This window comes from Streptomyces mexicanus (assembly GCF_902506575.1).
GTDB classification, from domain to species: Bacteria; Actinomycetota; Actinomycetes; order Streptomycetales; family Streptomycetaceae; genus Streptomyces; species Streptomyces mexicanus.
In genome coordinates this window covers 5,204,442-5,223,547 of the sequence record NZ_LR732544.1, presented here as the reverse complement: position 1 = coordinate 5,223,547, position 19,106 = coordinate 5,204,442, and the positions used below count along the sequence as shown (strand labels likewise).

The 19,106-nt window shown below is 72.7% G+C and carries 20 protein-coding genes and 1 pseudogene; 2 read left to right on the top strand and 19 right to left on the bottom strand.

Translation table 11 applies throughout. The features are described 5' to 3' along the window. Window positions 1–296 (top strand): annotated as a pseudogene (locus GV126_RS23535) (M23 family peptidase); the annotation flags it as partial. An 89-nt stretch (window positions 297–385) separates the two neighbouring features. Here GV126_RS23535 and GV126_RS23530 read toward each other — a convergent pair. The 17 genes from GV126_RS23530 to GV126_RS23450 all read right to left on the bottom strand — a co-directional run bounded on the left by GV126_RS23530 (window position 386) and on the right by GV126_RS23450 (window position 14,048). Then, the gene (locus tag GV126_RS23530; RefSeq protein ID WP_159674034.1) at window positions 386–943 is read right to left on the bottom strand and encodes a TetR/AcrR family transcriptional regulator; all 558 of its coding nucleotides are present in this window, start codon (window positions 941–943) and stop codon (window positions 386–388) included. A 154-nt stretch (window positions 944–1,097) separates the two neighbouring features. Beyond that, a complete protein-coding gene (whiG, locus tag GV126_RS23525; protein ID WP_159670161.1) occupies window positions 1,098–1,940 on the bottom strand; it encodes an RNA polymerase sigma factor WhiG in 843 nt (280 codons plus the stop codon). A gap of 275 nt (window positions 1,941–2,215) precedes the next feature. Further along, window positions 2,216–3,319, bottom strand: a complete 1,104-nt coding sequence (dprA, locus tag GV126_RS23520) for a DNA-processing protein DprA (RefSeq protein WP_159670158.1) — start codon at window positions 3,317–3,319, stop codon at window positions 2,216–2,218. A 413-nt stretch (window positions 3,320–3,732) separates the two neighbouring features. Further along, the gene (locus tag GV126_RS23515; RefSeq protein ID WP_159670156.1) at window positions 3,733–5,358 is read right to left on the bottom strand and encodes a YifB family Mg chelatase-like AAA ATPase; all 1,626 of its coding nucleotides are present in this window, start codon (window positions 5,356–5,358) and stop codon (window positions 3,733–3,735) included. Then, the gene (locus tag GV126_RS23510) at window positions 5,358–5,753 is read right to left on the bottom strand and encodes a YraN family protein (RefSeq protein ID WP_159670153.1); all 396 of its coding nucleotides are present in this window, start codon (window positions 5,751–5,753) and stop codon (window positions 5,358–5,360) included. Before GV126_RS23510 ends, GV126_RS23515 begins: the two co-directional genes overlap by 1 nt. A 100-nt stretch (window positions 5,754–5,853) precedes the next feature. Then, window positions 5,854–6,162, bottom strand: coding sequence for a DUF2469 domain-containing protein (locus tag GV126_RS23505; RefSeq protein ID WP_014675276.1), 309 nt, complete (start codon window positions 6,160–6,162; stop codon window positions 5,854–5,856). Window positions 6,163–6,217: 55 nt separating this feature from the next. Further along, window positions 6,218–6,730 carry an NUDIX hydrolase gene (locus GV126_RS23500; RefSeq protein WP_159670150.1) on the bottom strand — a complete coding sequence of 171 codons (513 nt, stop codon included), beginning with the start codon at window positions 6,728–6,730 and terminating at the stop codon, window positions 6,218–6,220. Next, on the bottom strand, window positions 6,720–7,493 hold the full coding sequence (lepB, locus tag GV126_RS23495; RefSeq protein WP_159670147.1) for a signal peptidase I: 774 nt from the start codon (window positions 7,491–7,493) through the stop codon (window positions 6,720–6,722). The genes GV126_RS23500 and lepB (GV126_RS23495) overlap by 11 nt, the downstream gene beginning before the upstream one ends. A gap of 100 nt (window positions 7,494–7,593) precedes the next feature. Then, window positions 7,594–8,613 (bottom strand): signal peptidase I, encoded by a 1,020-nt coding sequence (gene lepB / locus GV126_RS23490; RefSeq protein ID WP_159670144.1) that lies wholly within the window; start codon window positions 8,611–8,613, stop codon window positions 7,594–7,596. Further along, window positions 8,501–9,592: a signal peptidase I gene (gene lepB / locus GV126_RS23485; RefSeq protein WP_159670142.1), complete on the bottom strand. Its 1,092-nt coding sequence runs from the start codon at window positions 9,590–9,592 to the stop codon at window positions 8,501–8,503. Before lepB (GV126_RS23485) ends, lepB (GV126_RS23490) begins: the two co-directional genes overlap by 113 nt. Further along, complete coding sequence (gene lepB / locus GV126_RS23480) at window positions 9,585–10,364, bottom strand: signal peptidase I (RefSeq protein ID WP_159670139.1); 780 nt, start codon at window positions 10,362–10,364, stop codon at window positions 9,585–9,587. The genes lepB (GV126_RS23485) and lepB (GV126_RS23480) overlap by 8 nt, the downstream gene beginning before the upstream one ends. A 47-nt stretch (window positions 10,365–10,411) precedes the next feature. Further along, the gene (gene rplS / locus GV126_RS23475) at window positions 10,412–10,762 is read right to left on the bottom strand and encodes a 50S ribosomal protein L19 (RefSeq protein WP_028425291.1); all 351 of its coding nucleotides are present in this window, start codon (window positions 10,760–10,762) and stop codon (window positions 10,412–10,414) included. 137 nt (window positions 10,763–10,899) lie between these two features. Then, a complete protein-coding gene (gene trmD, locus GV126_RS23470) occupies window positions 10,900–11,733 on the bottom strand; it encodes a tRNA (guanosine(37)-N1)-methyltransferase TrmD (protein ID WP_159670136.1) in 834 nt (277 codons plus the stop codon). Then, entirely contained in the window at window positions 11,733–12,293 is a 561-nt protein-coding gene (gene rimM, locus GV126_RS23465; RefSeq protein ID WP_159670133.1) for a ribosome maturation factor RimM, read from the bottom strand. Before rimM ends, trmD begins: the two co-directional genes overlap by 1 nt. 82 nt (window positions 12,294–12,375) lie before the next feature. After that, the gene (locus GV126_RS23460; protein ID WP_029385578.1) at window positions 12,376–12,615 is read right to left on the bottom strand and encodes an RNA-binding protein; all 240 of its coding nucleotides are present in this window, start codon (window positions 12,613–12,615) and stop codon (window positions 12,376–12,378) included. A gap of 5 nt (window positions 12,616–12,620) precedes the next feature. After that, the gene (gene rpsP, locus GV126_RS23455; RefSeq protein WP_028425288.1) at window positions 12,621–13,043 is read right to left on the bottom strand and encodes a 30S ribosomal protein S16; all 423 of its coding nucleotides are present in this window, start codon (window positions 13,041–13,043) and stop codon (window positions 12,621–12,623) included. Between the two features lie 408 nt (window positions 13,044–13,451). After that, on the bottom strand, window positions 13,452–14,048 hold the full coding sequence (locus GV126_RS23450; RefSeq protein ID WP_159670130.1) for a hypothetical protein: 597 nt from the start codon (window positions 14,046–14,048) through the stop codon (window positions 13,452–13,454). 466 nt (window positions 14,049–14,514) lie between these two features. Here GV126_RS23450 and GV126_RS23445 point away from each other — a divergent pair, with 466 nt between their 5' ends. Then, on the top strand, window positions 14,515–15,384 hold the full coding sequence (locus tag GV126_RS23445; protein WP_159670127.1) for a class I SAM-dependent methyltransferase: 870 nt from the start codon (window positions 14,515–14,517) through the stop codon (window positions 15,382–15,384). 7 nt (window positions 15,385–15,391) lie between these two features. Here the strand turns inward: GV126_RS23445 and ftsH are convergent, their stop codons facing one another. Both ftsH and ffh read right to left on the bottom strand, forming a co-directional pair. Continuing rightward, window positions 15,392–17,380, bottom strand: coding sequence for an ATP-dependent zinc metalloprotease FtsH (gene ftsH, locus GV126_RS23440; RefSeq protein ID WP_159670124.1), 1,989 nt, complete (start codon window positions 17,378–17,380; stop codon window positions 15,392–15,394). A 133-nt stretch (window positions 17,381–17,513) separates the two neighbouring features. After that, window positions 17,514–19,073, bottom strand: coding sequence for a signal recognition particle protein (ffh, locus tag GV126_RS23435; protein ID WP_159670121.1), 1,560 nt, complete (start codon window positions 19,071–19,073; stop codon window positions 17,514–17,516). Between the last annotated feature and the right edge of the window lie 33 nt (window positions 19,074–19,106).

Here is a 19,106-nt window from a genome sequence, read left to right as displayed (position 1 = left end):
CCGCAGCCCCCAGTGCAGGCAGCCGCCGCCGCAGTGCGAGCCCGTCGCCGCCGCTGCGGACGACGTACGAGCCGGTGCGGGCGTCGGTGGAGGAGGGCGAGGAAGTGGCGGCCGGCGAGGTCGTCGGCACGGTGGAGGCGGCGGCGACGGGCTCGCACTGCGGCGGCGGCTGCCTGCACTGGGGGCTGCGGAGAGGGGAGGCCTACCTGAACCCGCTGCTCCTCCTGCCGCCCTGGCTGCGCAACGGCGGCCCGTCCAGGCTGCTCCCGGTGCTGGGGGTGCCGGTGCCCGGGTAGCCGCTTCGGGGAGGGTGCCGCCGACCCGGTAGCCGCTCGGGGTGCTGCCGCGGGAGTGTCCGCCGGGCTGTGGGCGGCGGGGGCTCGCCTCAGCCGCGCACCCCGCGCAGCACCATCGCCACGGCCGCGTCGGCGACCGCCCCCGGCTCCTCGGCCGCCCCCAGCTCGATCCTGCGGACGGCCGCGTCCACCACGCCCTGCACCAGCATCGCCGCCAGCCGGGGCCGGTCGTGCCCCAGCTCGCCCAGCGCCTCGACGATCATGGCGACGAGTTCGCCGTGCGCGGCCCGGATCTTCTCCCGCGCCCCGGCGTCCAGTTCGCTCGCCGAGATCGCCACCACGGCCCGGTGCCGCCGGTCCCCGACCAGCTCCAGCTGCTTGCGGACGTACGCCTCGACCCTGGCCTGAGGAGACTCGGCCGCGGCCATGGCGGCGGCGACCTCCGCGGCCCACACCGGGAAGTCCACCGCGCACAGCTCCTCGACCACGGCGGCCCGCGACCGGAAGTACTCGTACACCGACGACCGCGCCAGCCCGGTCCGCTCGGCCAGGGCCGGGAAGGTCAGCGCCTCCGTCCCGCCCTCGGACAGCAGGGTCCGCGCCGCGTCCAGCAGGGCGGCGCGCTGCATCGACCGGTGCTCGGCCACGGAGGCCGCTCGAATCCTTGGCACGCCCCCACTGTACGGACGCGGCCCTTTCGGCACGGACGCGCCCGTGACGCGGGGCAGCCGGCCCGGGGCTGGGTACCCGGGCCGGGCGCCGAGGCCGGGACCGGAGGCGGGGCCGGCGGCCGACGCGGTCTCAGCGCCCGAAGCTCGCCAGCTTGGCGCGCAGTTGCAGGACCGACTTGGTGTGGATCTGGCTGACCCTGCTCTCGGTCACGCCCAGCACGTTGCCGATCTCGGCGAGGGTGAGGCCTTCGTAGTAGTACAGCGTGACGACGGTCTTCTCCCGCTCGGGCAGCGTGTTGATCGCCCGCGCCAGGAAGCGGCGCAGCTCACGGTCCTCGGCGATCTCCACCGGGTTGTCCGCGGCGGTGTCCTCCAGGGTGTCCATGAGGCTGAGCCGGTCGCCTCCCTCGCCGCCCACGTGCAGCAGCTCCTCCAGCGCCACCACGTTGGCCAGCGACAACTGACTGAAAACGGCGTGGAGTTCGTCCACCGGGATGCCCATCTCGGCGGCCACCTCGCTCTCGGTGGGGGTACGCCGCAGCCGGGCCTCCAGCGTCGCGTACGCCCGTTCGACGTTGCGCGCCTTCTGCCGCACCGAGCGCGGGATCCAGTCCAGCGCGCGCAGCTCGTCGATCATGGCGCCGCGGATCCGGGTGATCGCGTACGTCTCGAACTTGATCTCCCGGTCGATGTCGAACTTCTCGATCGCGTCGATCAGCCCGAAGACCCCGGAGGAGACGAAGTCGGCCTGCTCCACGTTGGGCGGCAGGCCCACGCTGACCCGTCCCGCCACGTACTTCCCCAGCGGTGAGTAGTGCAGGATCAGCTGCTCCCGCAGCCGCTCGCCCCCCGTCGCCTTGTACGGCCGCCACAGCTCGTCGAGCGTCGAGGGAGCGGGCGGTCGCACGCTGCCACCGTCACGGGCGGCTGGGGGGTTCGCCGCCCGGTCGGACCCGGAGGTGTGCTGGGGCATTCGTCGCCTTGCGTTGGTTCTGCCGTGGGGTGCGGCTTTCTGGGGGAGTCGTCGTGTGGGGGGGTCGGAGTTCGGTACTTCTGCCTCGGAACCACGTGAGCGTAGCGTGACTGAGGTGTCGCGGTGCGCGAACGTCGGGGACCGAGGCGTGCGCAGATTCGTTCCGCACGGCGCTCCACAGGGTCATCCACGTCACCCTCGGTCACCTGCACAACGCCCAACTGCGGGTATTTACGCAGGCGTCGGCGTTCCCCCGGACGGACGAACACGCTCGGTCAGCATCCGGTGCGGTCCGCCCGGGCCGAGATCACCGCCTGGCGTGTCAACCTCCATCCCTCGCCATGTCGTTCGACGTAACCAAGTGATCTGAGTTCGTACAGGCGCGCGATCACGTCGTCCGGGGTGGTCCGCGCGTCGCGGGCGATGTCGTCCGGGGCGGCCGTGCCGTGGCCCGGCAGCGCGGCCAGGACCTGCCGGGCGTCGGCGTCGAGCAGGTCGCACGGGAGGACGGGGCCGCGCCGGTCGGGCGCCAGCTCGCCCATGTCGCCGACCAGCTCGACGATCTCGGCCGCGTCGGTGACCAGGACCGCTCCGCCGCGCAGCAGTTCGTGGACGCCCGCGGACAGGGCGCTGGTGGCCGGGCCGGGAACCCCCATGGTGTGCCGGCCCAGCCGCTGTGCCGCCCGGGCGGTGACCAGCGAACCGCTGCGGTGGGCGGCCTCGACGACCACGGTGCCGCGGGTGAGCGCCGCGATGACCCTGTTGCGGACGAGGAACCTGCTGGGTGTGGGGTGGTCGCCGGGCGGCAGTTCGCCGATCACCAGGCCCTGCTGCGCCACCCGGTTGATCAGCTCCGTGTGGCCGCGCGGATAGGGCCGGTCCACGCCGCAGGCCAGGACGGCGACGGTGGCGCCCCCACCGGCGAGCGTGCCGCGGTGGGCGGCGCCGTCGACGCCGTAGGCGCCGCCGGAGACGACCACCCAGCCGCGTTCGGCGAGACCGGCGGCGAGCGTGGCCGCCATGTGCGCGCCGTACTCGGTGCAGGCGCGGGCGCCGACCACGGCCACCGACCGCAGCGCCCACATGCGCAGATGGGGCCGGCCGCGCACCCACAGCCCGGTGGGCCGGGCATCGCCCAGGTCGTTGAGCTGCGCGGGCCACTCGGTGTCGCCGGGGCACAGGAACCGCACACCGGCCTCCCGGGCGGCGGCGAGGTCCCGCCGGGGGTCGGCCCGCTCGGCCCGTGCCCGCAGCCCGGCCCACCGCTTGTCGGACACGCCGGGCAGCCGGGGCGTGCCCTCGCGCAGCCGCCGCGCCACGGCCACGGCCCCCAGCTCCCGCACCCAGCGGCCCCCGGTCTCGTCGCCGGGCTCGACCACACGGCTGAGGAAGACCCGAGCGAGCCGCTCGCTGTCGGCGCCGTCCGGGACGGAGACACCGGCCCCGCCCGGGGCGGAGGCACCGGCCCCTCCCGAGGCAGAGGCACCGGCCCCGCCCGAGGTGGAGGCACCGGCCCCGCTCCGGACGGACGGGTGGGCACGATCCGGGACCGACGGGCGAGCCCCGCCCGAGGCGGATGTGCGGACGCCGTCCGGTGCCGTCGTGCCCGCGCCGCCCGGAGCGGCCAAGCCCGAGCCGCCCGAGGCCGTCACCTTCGTGCCCTGCGAAGCCGTCACCCCCGTGGCGTCCGGAATGGCGATGCCCGTACCGTCCGAGGCCGTCACCTTCGTGCCCTCCGAAGCCGTCGCCCCCGTGGCGTCCGGAATGGCCGTCCCCGTACCGTCCGAGGCCGTCATGCCGGTGCTCCGAGGACCATGGGCACGCCGCGGGGCACGCCGGTGCGCAGTTGCAGTGCCAGGGCGACGTCGCCGGCGTCCGGACGGTCGTGGCCGACGAGGTCCGCGACCGTCCAGGCGACGCGGAGCACGCGGTCGAGTCCGCGGGCGGTCAGGAGGCCGCGTTCCAGGCCGCGCTCGGCCTCGTCCAGTGCGCCGGGCACCGCCTGCCAGCGGCTGCGCAGCTCCCGTCCGGGCACTTCGCTGTTGGTCCGCCACGGGGTGTCGGCGAGCCGTGCCGCGGCGCGCTCCCGGGCGGCCCGCACCCGGTCGGCGACCGTCGCGGTGGACTCGCCGCGCGCGCCGCGCCGGGCCAGCTCCTGGCGGGTCACGGGCTCGACCTCGACGCGCAGGTCCACCCGGTCCAGCAGCGGCCCGGACAGCCGGGCCTGGTAGCGGCGGATCGCCGAGGGCGGGCACTCGCACATGCTGTCGCGCTGCGAGAACCGGCCGCAGGGGCACGGGTTGGCCGCCAGCACCATCAGGAACCTCGCCGGGAACCGGACCACTCCCGCGCTGCGGGCGATCACCACGTGCCCGGACTCCAGCGGCTGGCGCAGGGCGTCGAGGGCATGGCTGCTGAACTCGGGAGCCTCGTCCAAGAAGAGCACGCCGCGATGGGCGAGGGAGACGGCGCCGGGACGGGCGACGCCGGGGCCACCGCCGACGAGGGCCTGCATCGTCGCGGAGTGGTGCGGGGCGCAGTAGGGAGCTGCGTCGATCAGCGGTTTGCCGGGCGGCAGCAGCCCGGCCACCGAGTGGACGGCCGTGACCTCCAGGGACTCCTGCCTGCCCAGCGGCGGAAGGACCGCGGGCAGCCGCTCGGCGAGCATGGTCTTGCCGGCGCCGGGCGGTCCTTCGAGGAAGAGGTGGTGTCCGCCGGCCGCGGCGACCTCCAGGGCGGTCCGGGCGGAGAGCTGGCCGACGACGTCGGCGAGGTCGTGTTCCTGGTCGGGCTGGGCGGCGCCCATGCTGTGCAGGCCGGTGGCCGCGCCGCTGCCGGGCATGCGCAGCCCGGCCAGCAGCGGGTCGGGGCGGCCCTCCTCGTCCGGTTCCTCCTGCGGCACGGGTTCGTCGGCGAGCACGGCGATCAGCTGCCCGAGGCTGCGGATGCCGAGCACCGAGACGCCGGGCACCAGCGCGGCCTCGGCGGCGGCGCATTCGGGGACGACCACCTGGTCGTAGCCGGCGTCCGCGGCGGCCAGCACGGCCGGCAGGATGCCGCGCACCGGGCGCACCCGGCCGTCCAGGCCGAGTTCCCCGATCATGACGAGGTCGGTGAGCGACCGGGGGTCGATCCGCTCGGCGGCGCCCAGCACCGCGCAGGCCACGGCGAGGTCGAAGCCGCTGCCGCCCTTGGGCACCGAGGCGGGGCTGAGGCCGACCGTGAGCTTCTTCTGCGGCCACTCGGCCCCGGAGTTGACGACCGCGGCCCGCACCCGGTCCCGGCTCTCGGTCAGGCTCTTGTCCGGCAGGCCCACGAGGGTGAAGGCAGCGACGCCCGGTTCCAGATCGGCCTGGACCTCGACGACCACGCCCTCCACTCCGACGAGGGCCACGGAGCACGTCCGTGCGAATCCCATCAGGCCACCCCCCGCACATGCGCGACGCGGGGCGCGCCGCGGCGGGGCAGCAGGACGCCGACGAGGTCGAGGCGGACCCCGCCCGGGGGCGCTCCCGCGTGGGCCGCGATCCAGTGTTCCGCCAGGGCGCGCAGCCGCCGGGTCTTCGCCGGGGTGAGCGCGGCCATCGGGTGCTGGAAGGCGTCCGCCCTGCGGGTCTTCACCTCGCACACCACCAGGACGTCGCCGTCCCGGGCCACGATGTCGATCTCGCCGCTCCTGCCGCAGCGCCAGTTGCGCGCCAGGACGGTCATGCCCGCTGCGGCGAGCCGCCGGGCGGCGAGGTCCTCGCCGTACTTGCCGAGTCCGTTGCGTGCCTTGCTCATGTCGGCACCACCTCCGGCGCCAACGGTCACGCGTCACGGACCCTCGTGGTGATCTTGGTGGGTTGTTCGGCGATTGTGGAAAACCCCGTCACCCGCACGGGGGAATCGCCGTCCCGGGACGGGACCCCCGTCACCCGCCGGGCAGCTCCAGGTCGCTCTTGTTCAGCTCCTCGATGTTCACGTCCTTGAATGTCAGGACGCGTACCTGCTTGACGAAGCGGGCCGGCCGGTACATGTCCCACACCCAGGCATCGGCCATGGTCACCTCGAAGAACACCTCGCCCTGGACGGAGTGCACCTGCATCTCGTAGTCGTTGGTGAGGTAGAAGCGCCGCTCGGTCTCGATCACGTATTTGAACAGACCGACGACATCGCGGTACTCCCGGTAGAGCTTCAGCTCCATCTCGGTCTCGTACTTCTCGAGGTCCTCGGCGCTCATGGCATGTTCCCCTTCAGCCGTACGTCCCCCCATTGTGCGCCAGTACCGTGGGCCACTAGACGATTTCGGTGTCCAGCAGCACGGGCCCGGCCGGAGGACCTTCGTCGAGCAGGTGCCGCAGCAGCTCGGCGAGTCTGGTCGGATACACCGTCTCATGAGCACGGCCCAGTTCCTGACACGTCCACCAGCGTGCTCCGGCGACGCTGCGCCGTTCCAGCTCGGTCAGGGCCGTCGCCGCGGTCGCCGTCTGGCTGGTACGGGCCAGGTAGTACCACTCGTCCTGGTTCCAGCGGCGGCCGGCGAACGGGAACGAGCAGCGGCGCTGCCACAGCACCGGGCCGAGCCGGACCTCGGTGATGCCGGTCTCCTCCGCGAGTTCCCTCAGCGCGGCCTGCTCACGGGTCTCGTCGCCCTCCAGACCACCGCCGGGCGTGAACCACCAGTCGTCCGCCGGATCGTCCGGCTCATGCCCGTGCAGCAGCAGGATGCGGTCCGCCGGGTCGAGCAGGACCACCCGGGCGACCTTGCGCACCTCCACGCCGATGACGTCGGGCTGCTCAGCGGACACCGGCCGGCTCCGTCCGGGTGCGGGCCCGGGAGCGGCCCAGCCGCCCCGCGATCGGCCCGTAGGCGCCCCCGGCGAGGACCAGGACGGCGCCGACGACGATCAGCAGCACGATCGTGTGCAGCGGCCCCGGCCGGGAGAGGGTGCCGAGCGCCTCGAAGCCGCTGGGGCGCGCCAGCATGCCCTTCATGGGCCACACGACGGCGTCCACGCGGGCGGTGACGTCGGCGCGGGAGACGGTGCCCCGGGCCGCGTCGTCGAGGTGGGCGGTGGAGTCCAGCGAGCCCCGGCGTTCGTCGCCGAGCAGGAACAGCCGGCCCTCGGGCACCTTCACGGTCGGGAAGTTCGTGATCTCGGCGGGGCCGCCGTCCAGGTACGGCTCGTCGATCTGCTTGCCGTTGACGGTGAGCTTGCCCTGGTGGCAGCAGGAGACCGTGTCACCGCCGACGGCCACCACGCGCTTGACCACGGGCGCGTTCGCCACCCAGGTGCTGTCGTGGAAGACGACCACGTCCCCGCGGCGCACCTCCTCGCCGTCGACGCGCTGGGCCAGCACCCGGTCGCCCATGCCGATCGTCGGGGACATCGAGCTGGTGGGCACGGTGTAGGGCCGGTAGACCACCGCGCCCCAGGCGAATCCGCCGAGGAACAGCACCAGGCCGAGCGCCACGGCGAGGCCGGACAGCCGCTGTCCGGTCCTGCCGCCCGCCGGGGTCCTGCTGCCGCCGCCGCGCGGGGCCGTACGTGTCGTGCTCTCGCCACCCATGGATCCGCACCCTACCCGGCGGTACCCCCTGGGGGGAGCCCTGCTCCCGGACCGGGATCACAGCTCCACGCGGGCTTCACAGAGCCGGCGGCGTGCGGGCTCAGCGGCCGCCGGTGGCCACCGTGCCAGCGCCGTGCCCGGCGTCGGCCTTCGTGGTGCGCCTGCGGCGCCACAGCACCACCGGCACGGCCGCGCTGAGGGCCACGCCGCTCGGGGCGACCGTCAGGGCGCCCGCCGCCGACGGCGCCGCCTGCTGGCCGAGGCCGGGCTGGTCGAAGGTGTCGGGGACGGGCAGGGTGCCCCAGCGGTTGATCGGCCAGGCCCGCACGATGGCACGGCCGACGACGTCCTTCACCGGGACCATGCCGTGGTGCCGGTCGGTCTGGTTGTAGCGCGAGTCCCGGGAGTTCTGGCGGTGGTCGCCCATCACCCAGATGTACCCCTGGGGCACGGTCACCTTGAACTGGCCGCCCTGGTCGTCGTAGCTGCACGGGGTGTTGCCCGGGTAGACGTACGACGACTCGTTCAGCGGGTGGCCGTTGACCTTCAGCGGGCCGGTGCCCTCGCATTCGACGGTGTCGCCGCCGACGCCGATGACGCGCTTGATCAGGTCCTTCTCCTCCGCGGACGGCATCAGGCCGATCCAGCTGAGGACCTTCTGCAGGGCGTTGGGGCTCGCCGTCGGCTCGCCGGCCAGCCAGTCGTCGGGGTCGTGGAAGACGACGACCTCGCCGCGGTCGGGCTCGGAGCCGAACCACGGGGTCAGCTTGTCCACCAGCACCCGGTCGCCCCGCTGCAGGGTGTCCTGCATCGAGTCCGACGGGATGGAGAACGCCTGCACGAGGAACGTCTTGATCAGCAGCGCCAGCACCAGCGCGATACCGATCAGAATCGGCAGCTCCTTCCAGAAGGAGCGGGGCTTCTTCGCCTCCTGGGAAGGGCCGCCGGTTTCCTGCTCTGCGCTCTGGTTGTGCTCCGTCACCGTGCCGTCCTCGGCTGCTTCGCTCTCACTGCCCACGGTCACGGCGCCGTCCGCAGCGGGGGCCGCCGCGTCCACGGGACGTCCGCGGTACTCCTCGCCGTCGCTGCCGGACCGTGCACCCACCGCCACATCCCCCACGCCAACTCCTCACTCCGTGCCGCCGCCTGAGCCGAATCCGGTGCAGGCCCACCACTCCCATAACGAGCGGGAGTTCCGCAGGGGTCGGGAGCTGAACCGATCCGTGTGGACCGTCGGGGGCAACCCTATGCGACAGCCGGTCGGCGGCGGCCGACCCGGCCGCCGCGTCGGACACCGCGGCGAAAGTTTTGGGTTCTTCCAACATGCTCCAGTGGCTGAACGGCCACCCGATGACCATCGCGCGGCCGACCACGGACTTCTCGGAGACCGTGCCGCCGTACGGGGTGTTCATGTGGGCCCGGGAGTCGGCCGAGTTCCCCCGGTGGTCGCCCATCACCCACAGGCGGCCCTGGGGCACTGTGATGTCGAACGGCCTGTCGGAGGGAGCGTTACCGGGATACAGGTAATCTCCCTCGTTCAGGGGAACGCCGTTGACGGTCACCCGTCCCTGGGCGTCGCAGCACTTGACATGGTCGCCACCGACCCCGACGACCCGCTTGATCAGGTCCTTCTCGTCGTCCGAGGGCAGCAGGCCGATGAAGGTCAGGCCCTGCTTGATCTGCTTGACGACGACCGGGTCGTTCTTCGGGGTGGTCTGCTCCCCCGCCAGCCAGCCGCCCGGGTCGTGGAAGACGACGACGTCCCCGCGGTGCGGCTCGGCGCCGAACCACGGGGTGAGCTTGTCGACCAGGACGCGGTCGCCGATGCGGATCGTCTGCTCCATGGAGCCGGACGGGATCACGAAGGCCTGCACCAGGAACGTCTTCAGCACCAGGGCTATGAGCACCGCCACACCGACCAGGAGGGGGATCTCGCGGACCGCCGAGCGCCTGCGCTTGCGCTTGACCTTGCGCTGCAGCTTGCGCCGCTCGGCGCGGGTGCGGCCACCGGTCGGGGCGACGGCGCGCCGGGACCCGGTGGGCAGCAGGTTGCCGGCGCCGCCGGCCGGCGCGCGGCGCGGTTTGCCCCGGCTACCCATGCCCGCCGTCCGGGGTGTCCTGGCCGCCGTCCGGTCGGCCGGCGGCGCGGGCGGTGGCGGGCACGCGCGCGTAGGCACCGGGCCGGGTGAGGTGTCTGAGGTGCCCGAACGGCCAGACGATCCAGTCGGCGCGGCCGATGACGTCGTCCACCGGGATCATGCCGCCGCCCGGGGAGCCCAGGTGGTCGCGGGAGTCGCTGGAGTCGCTGCGGTGGTCGCCGAGGACGAACAGGGTGCCCTCGGGCACGACGACGTCGAAGGGCACCGTGGAGGGGCGGTCACCGGGGTACAGGAAGGTCGACTCGTCGACCGGCCGGCCGTTCACCTCGATCCTGCCCTCCTTGTCGCAGCAGACCACGTGGTCTCCCCCCACCCCCACAACGCGTTTGATGTAGTCGGCGTGCCCGAAGTAGCCGGTGCCGTCGAAGACGACGACGTCGCCGCGGCGCGGCCCGGGCCCGAAACGGTACGCCACCTTGTTCACGAGAACCCGGTCCCCGATTCTCAATCCCTGCTCCATGGACCCGCTCGGGATCTGGAACGGCTGCAGCAGGAACGTGTTGACCAGGAGCAGCAGGACCAGGCAGACCAGGACGGTCAGGGTCAGCCGCCCGCCGGGGAGCCAGTCGATGATCCGCGCCGGCAGGGAGGACGGCGACAACGAAGAACGCGACCGGTCCTCCGGCCCCTGCGTGTCCTTCGCCGGTTCGGCGTCGGTGTCGCGGGGGCGGGAGGAGCGGTCGCGCTCCGTCGGCTGTGCTTCGGTGTCCATCGGGGCGGAATGCTATCCCGCCCCGATGTGACCGGAGGAAAAGGCGCTCAGCTCTCGCGCTTCTCCTTGATCTTCGCGGCCTTGCCGCGCAGCTCACGCAGGTAGTACAGCTTGGCGCGGCGCACGTCACCCTTGGTGACCAGCTCGATCTTCTCCACGATCGGGGTGTGCACCGGGAAGGTGCGCTCGACGCCGACGGAGAAGGAGACCTTGCGGACCGTGAAGGTCTCGCGCACGCCGGAGCCCTGGCGACGGATCACCACGCCCTTGAACTGCTGCACACGGGAGCGGTTGCCCTCGATGACGCGGACGTGGACGTTGACGGTGTCGCCCGGACGGAACGCCGGGATGTCCGTGCGGAGCGACGCGGCGTCGACGGTGTCGAGCAGGTGAGACATGTCGTCTGCTTTCTTCGCTGATGCCACAGGTCATCAGCGGAAACTAGGGAGTTTTCCAAAAGGTCCGCCGCGCGGTCGGGGCGGGCGTCGTGTCCCCCTGTGGCAGGGGCGCACGCCGGACGGCGCGGGACAGCGGCCTATTCTTCCACGTCGTCCAGCCTGCGCCAAAATCGGCCGTACCGTTCCCCCTCGGGGTCCGGGGCCCAGCCCAGGACGGACAGCGTCTCGCGGTCCTTCTTGTCGAACGCCTTCGGGTCGCAGCGTTCGATCAGGTCCGGCCGGTGGGCCGTGGTCCGCTTCAGCGCCTCGTCGCGGCGCCAGCGGGCGATCTTCCCGTGGTGGCCGCTGAGCAGCACCTCGGGGATGTCCCGGCCGCGCCAGAGCGGCGGCTTGGTGTAGACGGGGCCCTCCAGGAGGTTGGCCATGGCGCCGGGCGCGAAGGAGTCGTCCCGGTGCGACTCGGCGTTGCCCAGGACGCCGGGCAGCAGCCGGGCCACGGCCTCGGTGATGACGAGGACGGCCGCCTCGCCGCCGGCGAGGACGTAGTCGCCGATGGACACCTCGTACACCGGCATGCGGGTGGCGTACTCGTCGAAGACCCGGCGGTCGATGCCCTCGTAGCGGGCCGGGGTGAAGATCAGCCAGTCGCGCTCGGAGAGTTCGACGGCGAGTTCCTGGGTGAACGGCCGGCCGCTGGGGGTGGGGACGATCAGCGCGGGCGTGCGGGAGCCGGCCTCGTAGCCGTCGGCGAGGACGGTGTCCAGGGCCTCGCCCCACGGCTCGGTCTTCATGACCATGCCCGGGCCGCCGCCGTAGGGGGTGTCGTCCACCGTGTGGTGCCGGTCGTGGGTCCAGGCGCGCAGGTCGTGCACGTGCACGTCCAGCCGGCCCCGGGCGCGGGCCTTGCCGACGAGGGAGACGTTCAGCGGTTCGAGGTACTCGGGGAAGATCGTGACGACGTCGAGGCGCATCAGGACCCGTCCTGTCCGGCCTGCGCGTCCCGCGCGGAGGCGATCTCGGCGCGGTCGTCGATCAGGCCCGGCGGAGGCGCGATGACGGCCTTCTGCCCCTCCAGGTCGATCTCGGTGACGATCTCCGCGACGAACGGGATCATCACCTCGCTGCCGTCGGGGCGCTCGACGATGAACAGGTCCTGCGAGGGCAGGTGCGAGATCTCGGTGATCCGGCCGACCGCCGCACCGTCCTCGGTGACCACGTCGAGGTCGATGAGCTGGTGGTCGTAGAACTCGTCCTCCTCCTCGGGCAGCTCGTCGGGGTCCACCTCGGCGATCAGCAGGGTGTTGCGCAGGGCCTCGGCCGCGTTGCGGTCCTCGACGCCCTCGAAGCGCAGCAGGAGGCGGCCGCTGTGGACGCGGCCGGCGGCGATGGTGAGCGGTCCGGCGGAGGCCGGATCGGTGGCCAGGACGGCGCCCGGGGCGAGCCGCAGTTCCGGCTCGTCGGTACGGACCTCCACGGTGACCTCGCCCTTGATGCCGTGGGCGCGGCCGATCCGTGCGACTACCAGCTGCACTGTGCGTGATCTCCTGTCATACGACTGCGGGCCGGGGACGGCCCGAAGGCCTTCCCCGGCCCGAGCCGGTTGCGATGAAGCGTCAGCGGACGTTGTCCACGTCGACCAGATCGACACGGACGCCGCGGCCGCCGATGGCGCCCACGACGGTGCGCAGGGCGCGAGCGGTGCGGCCGTTGCGACCGATCACCTTGCCGAGGTCGTCGGGGTGGACCCGGACCTCCAGCACGCGTCCGCGGCGCAGGTTGCGCGAGGCGACCTGCACATCGTCAGGGTTGTCGACGATGCCCTTCACGAGGTGCTCAAGCGCCTCTTCGAGCATGCTGCTCAGGCCTCGGTCGACTCGGAGGACTCGGCGGCCGCCTCGTCCTTCTTCTCGGCCTTCTTCTTCTGGGTGATGGCCTCACCCTTGGCCTCGTCCTCGCCGCCGAGGGCCTCGAACGACGGGCGCGCGGCCTTCTCCTCCGGCTGCAGCAGCGGCGCAGGGGCGGGCTCGCCCTTGAACTTCTGCCAGTCGCCGGTCTTCTTCAGGATGGCGAGCACGGGCTCGGTCGGCTGAGCGCCGACGGAGAGCCAGTACGCCACACGCTCGGCGTTGACCTCGATGCGCGAGGGGTTCTGCACCGGGTGGTACAGACCGATCTCCTCGATCGCCCGGCCGTCACGGCGGGTACGGGAGTCGGCGACGACGATGCGGTAGTGAGGCGAACGGATCTTGCCCAGACGCTTCAGCTTGATCTTGACTGCCACGGGAGTGGGTTCTCCTGGAATTGACGTGGTGGGGCACGGCGGAGCTCCGCGTGGGGTTGCGGAGTCGTGGTGCCCGATGGACGCGTCAGCCGGAGGAGAGAGGGGTCCTGTGCGGCTGTCGAGTACAGCTAGCCATTGTGCCATACCCGGCGGGCCGCCCCGGGCCGGGGTGCGCGGGCCGCGGCCGGGCACGCCTGAGCACACCCGGCGTGGCACAGAGGTCACGCCGGGCGCGCTGTCCGGCGGCGTGCGGTCGCCTGCTGTCCGGCGCTGTGCGGTCGCCGCCCCCGTCGCGGCCCGCCGCCCGTCACGGCGGGCCTCCCGTCCGTCACCGCCGGCCGCCCCGTCGCGGCGCGCGTCCGGTCGCGGCCCGGCACCCACGAGGTGCCGGTGTCGCCGCGGCCGCACTCACGCCGCTCCCGCGACCTCCGGGATCCGGAACGGCTTGCCGCAGCCGCCGCACACGATGGGGGCCTGCGCCAGGACCGAGGGGACGACCCGGACGTTGCGCCCGCAGTCGCACACCGCCTTGACCCGGACGCCGCCGCCGGAGGAGCCGTGGCGGGCGGCCGGGCCGCGGAAGGTGCGGCTGGTGTCGGCGGAGGTGGCGGCGGTGTGCGCCTTCAGGGCGCGCTGCAGTCGCTCGATCGTCGGACGGTAGCGCCGCTTGGCCTCGGGGCTGAGCGTGACCAGGGAGAAACCGCTGCTCGGGTGCGGCTCCTCGGGATGGTCCAGGCCCAGCTCCTCGGCGATGGCGAGGAACCGGCGGTTGTGGTAGCGGCCGGCGCGGGAGGTGTCACGCACCCCGCGCGCGGCGGCGATGCCGTGGACTGCCTCATGGAGCAGCCGCTCGAAGGACAGTTCGTGCCCGCACGCGGACGACGACTCTCCGATCAGGGACTCGGGGGCGGCGAGATCCGGCAGCTCGGGGTGGTACCGCTGAATGTCGGCCCACGCCTGCGCCAGCTCCGCGGCGAGAACAGGTGGTGTCTGTGTCGTGCTCACGTAATGACAACGAGCGGGGGTGCCGCTGTGTTCCTATTCCGGGGCATCCCAAATAATTTGCACGTACCCGTCAGTTGCCGCTGATGTGTCCGGACGAGGGCGGGTGCGCTGATCTGCGGAGAAGCCTCACAGCTCGTACCAAGGTGGTGCGTAGCCCCGCGTACGCGCCGGCGCGTAGGCCCCCCGCGCACGCCGGTGCGCATGCCGTCCGATGGTGCGCAAGAGACGTTTCGGCCGCTTGTCCGGCGGAAGGCTGTACCTCGGTCAGCGTGCGCGGCATCCGTGACGTTACCGGGCCCGTCCACGGCGTCCCGCACCGGCCCACGGACGGCGGCAAGCAGGCGCTCACGCCCCCTGGACGCGATGGGGAGCGGGGAGTTACCTGACATACGGAAGTGCGGGCGCACTGCACGGGGGCCACGGAATCGGGCACAGCGGCACTACTCGGCGGATTGGGGCGCTATCCATGACACCTACGCTCGTGCGTCGTCGCGCGGCTCACGCGGGGCCGGCACGCCAGGTGGACCGGCGTGCCCGCGCGCGTGACTGGTCCGAGATCCAGGAGCGGATGCTGGTGCCGCTCTACGAGGCCGTCTACGAGCGCCTGGAGGTGGGCTCGGGCACCCGGCTGCTGGCCCTGGGCTGCGGCTCCGGGCTCGCCCTGCTCCTGGCGGCCTCCCGGGGAGCGGCGGTCACCGGCATCGACCCGGCCTCACCCGAACGGCTCGACCTCGCGCGGCAGCGGCTGCTGCCCCAGGCGGGGGACACGCGCGCGCGTGCCGACGCCCGCATCCTCGACGGGCCCCTGGAGGACCTGCGCCGGGCCGACGGCTCCCCCGCGCCCGCCTACACGCTGGTGACCGCCTTCGAGCCGATCGGAGGTCTGGCCGGTGACGCGGACGGGCTGGCCGGACGGCTGGCCGCGGCGACGCACCTCACCGAGCGCGGTGCGCCCGTGGTGCTCGCGGGCTGGGGTCCGCCGGAGCGGTGCGCCACGTCCTCGGTGCTGCGGGTGGCGGCCAGGGCCGCCGACCCCGCCGCCGTCCCCGGGCCCGGCGCCCGCGACGGCCTGCGCGACGGGCTGGAGGAGGTGGCCCGGCTCGCCGGTCTGCGCCCCGACGGCTCCGGCCGCGTCGCCTGCCCCTTCGGCTACGCCGACCTGGGCAGCGCGGTGCGCGGCATGCTCTCCACCGGGCTGTTCGACGCGGCGATCGAGGCGAGCGACCACCACCAGGTGGACAAGGAGCTGACGGAGGCCCTGCACGGCTACCAGCGGTCCGACGGCACGGTGTGGATGCCGAACGTGTTCCGCTATCTGATCGCGCGCACGCGCTGAAGCGCTCCTACACGTCCGGGCCGGCTGCCTCCTCGTGCGCGGCCTCCGCGTCCGCGCCCCTCGCCTCCACGTCCTTCGTCAGGCGGGTGATCCCGGCGACCCGGTAGGCGTCGGCCTCGTCCAAGGTCTCGTTCTCCAGCAGCGCCTCGGCCAGCGCGTCCAACTGCGTGCGGTGGTTCCGCAGCTTGCGGCAGGCCTCCTCGTAGCACTCGTCGACGATGCGGCGCATCTCGGTGTCGATGGCGTCCAGGGTCTGCGGGGCGGCGGCCAGTCCGTACGCCTGCTGGGGATCGTCGGGCAGCGCCGACAGCCGGCCCAGGTGCTCGCTCATGCCCCAGCGGGCCACCATCCCGCGCGCGATCCGGGTGACCTGTTCCAGGTCGTTCTCCGAGCCGGTGGTGATGATGCCGTAGACGACGTGCTCGGCCGCCATGCCGCCGAGCGCGCCGATGATCCGGCCGCGCAGGTACTCCTCGGTGTACGCGTACTTGTCCGACTCCGGCGTCGACAGGGTCACCCCCAGTGCCCGGCCGCGCGGGACGATGGTGACCTTGCGGACCGGGTCGGCGCCGGGCTGGAGCATGCCGAGCAGCGCGTGCCCGCTCTCGTGGTAGGCGGTGCGCCGCCGCTCCTCCTCGGGCATCACCAGGGCGCGTTCGGCCCCGAGCTGGACCTTCTCCAGGGCCTCGGAGAAGTCCGTCCGGGTCACCTCCCGCTGCCGCCGCTTGACCGCGAGGAGGGCGGCCTCGTTGGCGAGGTTGGCCAGTTCCGCACCGGTCATCCCCGGGGTGGTCCGGGCGACCTGGGCGAGGTCCACGTCCCGGGCGAGCGGCATCCCGCGCGTGTGGATCCGCAAGATCGCCTCCCGGCCGCCGCGGTCCGGCGGCGCCACGCTCACCACCCGGTCGAACCGGCCGGGGCGGGTCAGGGCCGGGTCGAGGACGTCGGCGCGGTTGGTGGCCGCCAGCACGACCACGCCCTCGGAGCCGGAGAAGCCGTCCATCTCGGTGAGGATCTGGTTCAGCGTCTGCTCGCGCTCGTCGTGGCCGCCCATCGACGCGCCGCCGCCGCGGGCCCGGCCGATGGTGTCGATCTCGTCGATGAAGACGATCGACGGGGCCATCTTGCGGGCCTCGGCGAACAGCTCCCGCACCCGGGAGGCGCCGACGCCCACGATCATCTCGATGAACTCGGACGCCGACGCCGAGAAGAACGGCACCCCGGCCTCACCGGCCACCGCCCGGGCCAGCAGCGTCTTGCCCGTGCCCGGCGGCCCCGTCAGCAGCACCCCGCGCGGCATCTTCGCGCCCATGCGGCGGTAGTCGTCGGGGTGCTTGAGGAAGTCGACGACGTCGTCCAGCTCCCCCTTGACCTCGTCGATGCCGGCCACGTCGGCGAACGTGGTGCGCTGGGTGCCCGGCTGCAGCTCCACCGGCCGCGGCGGCGTCTTGCGGCCCAGCAGACCGCCGGGGCCACCCAGGCCTGCGCCGATGCGGCGCGCGAAGAAGACCCACAGCGCCGCCAGGACCACGATCGGGGCCAGCGACAGGAGCAGGTTGGACACCAGGCTCCGCTCCTGCACCACCGGCTGCGCGGTCACCGTGACGTGGTGACTGGTGAGGTTCTGCCAGAGCCGGTCGTCGGCGAAGGACGGCCGCTGGGTCTTGAATTTCGTGTACGTGCCGCCGCCGCCCGGCCGGTGCTGCGGCGTCTTGAGCTTGCCCTGGATGGCGTCGCCCTTGGCGTAGATGGTGCCGACGTTGCCGGCACCGACCTGCCGGCTGAACTCCGTGTACGAGATCGTCGGCTCGTTGCCGGTGCTGTAGTAGCTCAGGCCGCCGTAGGCCAGCAGGAAGACGATCACCGCCGTGACCAGCAGTCCCCACCAGCGGCCGCGCGGCCTGCGGCCACCGGGCCGCCGGGGCGGCTGGTCCGGGGTGCCCTCGGTGCGCCACGGCTGGTCAGGGGCCTTGCGTGGTGGCGCGGCATTGCTCATATCTGGACGTTACGGCACTCGGCGGAGCCCGGCACGTGCTGAGGCCGGCACCGCCCGCGCACGGCGAGGGCGCCCCCGGTGACCAGGGGCGCCCTCGATGCCGTACGACCGCCGCGCGGACGCGCGGTCGGCGTCAGCCCATGAACTTCTTGAACTCGTCCGGCAGCTCGAAGTCCTTCCCCTGCTGTGGCAGCCCGAACGCGCCCCCCGCGGGGGCACCGCCCTGGGCCGCGGCGGCGCGCCGGGCGGCTGCCTCCTGCTCCTGCTGCTTGCGCTTCATCGGGTTGCCGGAGCGCTGCTTGCCCTTGCTCTTCTTCTGCTGCTTCTTCTGCCGGCCGGGGCCGCCGCCCATGCCCGGGAGCCCCGGCATGCCGGGCATGCCGCCGCCCTGGGCCATGCGGGACATCATCTTGCGGGCCTCGAAGAACCGTTCGACCAGGTTCTTCACGGCGCTGACCTCGACGCCGGAGCCCTTGGCGATACGGGCACGGCGGGAGCCGTTGATGATCGTCGGGTCCTGGCGCTCGGCCGGGGTCATCGACTTGATGATCGCGGCGGTGCGGTCGACGTCACGCTCGTCGATGTTGTTGATCTGTTCCTTGATCTGCCCCATGCCGGGCAGCATCCCGAGCAGCTTGGAGATGCTGCCCATCTTGCGGACCTGCTCCATCTGGGACAGGAAGTCGTCCAGGGTGAAGTCCTGGCCCTTCTTCGACGCCAGCTTGGAGGCCATCTTCTCGGCCTCTTCCTGGCTGAACGTCTTCTCCGCCTGCTCGATCAGGGTGAGCAGGTCACCCATGTCGAGGATGCGGGAGGCCATCCGGTCCGGGTGGAAGGCGTCGAAGTCGTCGAGCTTCTCGCCGTTCGACGCGAACATGATCGGCTTGCCGGTGATCTGCCGGATCGACAGGGCCGCACCACCGCGGGCGTCACCGTCGAGCTTGGAGAGCACCACGCCGTCGAAGCCGACGCCGTCGCGGAAGGCCTCCGCGGTGTTCACCGCGTCCTGGCCGATCATCGCGTCGACGACGAAGAGGATCTCGTTCGGCTGGACCGCGTCCCTGATGTCGGCGGCCTGCTGCATCATCTCCTGGTCGATGCCGAGGCGACCGGCCGTGTCGATGACCACGATGTCGTGGACGCGGGACCTGGCGTAGTCGAGGGAGTCCTTGGCGACCTTGACCGGGTCACCGACGCCGTTGCCCGGCTCGGGCGCGTAGACGGCGACGCCGGCCCGCTCGGCGACGACGCTGAGCTGGTTCACCGCGTTGGGGCGCTGCAGGTCGCAGGCGACCAGCAGCGGGGAGTGGCCCTGCTCCTTGAGCCACTTGCCGAGCTTGCCCGCCAGGGTGGTCTTACCGGCACCCTGCAGACCCGCGAGCATGATCACGGTGGGGGGCTGCTTGGCGAAGCGCAGGCGGCGGGTCTCGCCGCCGAGGATGGTCACCAGCTCGTCGTTGACGATCTTGATGATCTGCTGGGCCGGGTTCAGCGCCTTGGAGACCTCCGCCCCGAGCGCGCGTTCCTTGACGTTCTTGATGAACGCGCGGACGACCGGCAGGGCCACGTCCGCCTCGAGCAGCGCGATACGGATCTCGCGGGCCGTGGCGTCGATGTCGGCCTCGCTCAAACGCCCCTTGCCGCGCAGATTCTTGAAGGTCGCTGAGAGGCGATCGGAGAGAGTATCGAACACGGCGACGTCGGTCCTCGGTGTCGGGGGCAGTGT

Coding starts and splice junctions, on each gene's coding strand:
- lepB (WP_159670142.1), bottom strand. CDS start 9,592: ATGGGTAGCCGGGGCAAACCGCGCCGCGCGCCGGCCGGCGGCGCCGGC.
- lepB (WP_159670147.1), bottom strand. CDS start 7,493: ATGGGTGGCGAGAGCACGACACGTACGGCCCCGCGCGGCGGCGGCAGC.
- GV126_RS23460 (WP_029385578.1), bottom strand. CDS start 12,615: ATGCTCGAAGAGGCGCTTGAGCACCTCGTGAAGGGCATCGTCGACAAC.
- trmD (WP_159670136.1), bottom strand. CDS start 11,733: ATGCGCCTCGACGTCGTCACGATCTTCCCCGAGTACCTCGAACCGCTG.
- GV126_RS23445 (WP_159670127.1), top strand. CDS start 14,515: ATGACACCTACGCTCGTGCGTCGTCGCGCGGCTCACGCGGGGCCGGCA.
- GV126_RS23515 (WP_159670156.1), bottom strand. CDS start 5,358: ATGGGATTCGCACGGACGTGCTCCGTGGCCCTCGTCGGAGTGGAGGGC.
- whiG (WP_159670161.1), bottom strand. CDS start 1,940: ATGCCCCAGCACACCTCCGGGTCCGACCGGGCGGCGAACCCCCCAGCC.
- rplS (WP_028425291.1), bottom strand. CDS start 10,762: ATGTCTCACCTGCTCGACACCGTCGACGCCGCGTCGCTCCGCACGGAC.
- ftsH (WP_159670124.1), bottom strand. CDS start 17,380: ATGAGCAATGCCGCGCCACCACGCAAGGCCCCTGACCAGCCGTGGCGC.
- lepB (WP_159670139.1), bottom strand. CDS start 10,364: ATGGACACCGAAGCACAGCCGACGGAGCGCGACCGCTCCTCCCGCCCC.
- GV126_RS23505 (WP_014675276.1), bottom strand. CDS start 6,162: ATGAGCGCCGAGGACCTCGAGAAGTACGAGACCGAGATGGAGCTGAAG.